Consider the following 686-nt stretch of genomic DNA (forward strand, 5'->3'; position numbering starts at 1 on the left):
TCACGTCCTTCATCGGTCCTGTCTACCAAGGCATCCACCATACGCCCTTACCAGTAATACAAACTAATAAGACCTACCAGCAAAATACTCTAGACAACTAATCATCACACTAAAAGATCATAAAACGATCAAGACGACTCCACCAAAATGGAGCCGGTTGAAATTGATAAAAGTAAAAACAAGCAAAACCAAAAATAGTCTCACTATTCTTACTCGCGTCCACTATCCAGTTCTCAAACCACCACAACACCATGAAACACAACACTAACAAAAACACGTTAAAGCGCATCCCATGAGTCACAGACTACAACCCCAAAACAAGGGGGGTGGCAATCCGGGAACCCAAAAACATGCCCAAACCACTCAACAAAAAAGCTAACTATTGTTTTCCACACCAGTAACCACACTCAACCGAGCGTGCACAAAAACTCCGTAGAAAGGAGGTGATCCAGCCGCACCTTCCGGTACGGCTACCTTGTTACGACTTAGTCCCAATCACGAGCCTCACCTTAGACGGCTCCATCCCAAAAGGGTTAGGCCACCGGCTTCGGGTGCTGCCCACTTTCATGACTTGACGGGCGGTGTGTACAAGGCCCGGGAACGCATTCACCGCGACGTTGCTGATTCGCGATTACTAGCGACTCCGCCTTCACGTAGTCGAGTTGCAGACTACGATCCGAACTGAG

Annotated in this window: 1 rRNA gene; it reads right to left on the bottom strand. The window is 48.0% G+C overall.

The annotated features are described in order from the left end of the window. Positions 1-436 precede the first annotated feature (436 nt). A 16S ribosomal RNA gene (locus BFS05_RS06480) occupies positions 437-686 on the bottom strand; the annotation flags it as partial.

The organism is Gardnerella coleohominis, from assembly GCF_002896555.1.
In the GTDB taxonomy this organism is placed as follows: Bacteria; Actinomycetota; Actinomycetes; order Actinomycetales; family Bifidobacteriaceae; genus Bifidobacterium; species Bifidobacterium vaginale_F.